The organism is Mycobacterium sp. E1715 (assembly GCF_001667625.1).
Lineage (GTDB): Bacteria > Actinomycetota > Actinomycetes > Mycobacteriales > Mycobacteriaceae > Mycobacterium.
This window is the reverse complement of record NZ_LZJJ01000067.1, coordinates 1-739: the sequence shown is the minus strand read 5'-3', so window position 1 is coordinate 739 and position 739 is coordinate 1. Positions and strand designations below refer to the sequence as shown.

Annotated in this window: 1 protein-coding gene; it reads left to right on the top strand. The window is 68.1% G+C overall.

Annotated elements, in window-relative coordinates; all coding sequences use genetic code 11:
* Nucleotides 1-711: ATP-binding protein (locus A9X03_RS03840; RefSeq protein WP_156675579.1), on the top strand; the 711-nt coding region annotated here is incomplete at its 5' end.
* Between the last annotated feature and the right edge of the window lie 28 nt (nucleotides 712-739).

Here is a 739-nt window from a genome sequence, read left to right as displayed (position 1 = left end):
GCCGGGCACCCGCCGCCCATCCTGGTCCACGCGGACGGCACCACCCAGATGCTCGACGACGGTCACACGATCGCATTGGGAGTGCGGCCCAACTGGTCCCGCCCCGAGGCCCGGGTGACCGTGCCGGCGCGTGCCACCCTGCTGCTCTATACCGACGGCTTGGTCGAACGTCGCCGTACGGCGTTGGGGCAGGGCATCTCCCGGGCGGCCGAGTTCGTGCAGGACGGCCGCGGGTCGACGCTCGACGAATTGGCGAACCACATCATGTCCGGTCTGGCCCCCGGCGGCGGCTATCAGGACGACGTAGTCGTTCTGCTTTATCGTCATCCCGCTCCGCTGGAGCTGACGTTCCCGGCTGACGTCAGTCACTTGGCGCCCGCACGATCCGCGTTGCGCACCTGGCTGACCCGCACCCGACTGGACCCGGAACAGGCGATGAACGTGCTGGTCGCCGCCGGGGAGGCCGTCGCCAACGCCATCGAGCACGGTCACCGGGACCAGCCGGAAGGCACCATCAGCCTGGGCGCGACCGCACTGGTCGACCGGGTGCAGTTGACCATCACCGACACCGGCTCGTGGAAACCGCCGCAACCGGCTAGTTATCCCCACCGGGGACGGGGTATTGCCCTCATGCGGGGGCTCATGAATGACGTCACCATCAATCCTGATGCCGCCGGAACCACGGTTCACCTATCCGCGAGGATCACATGATGCCCACGTCGCTCTCCCTCGACACCGC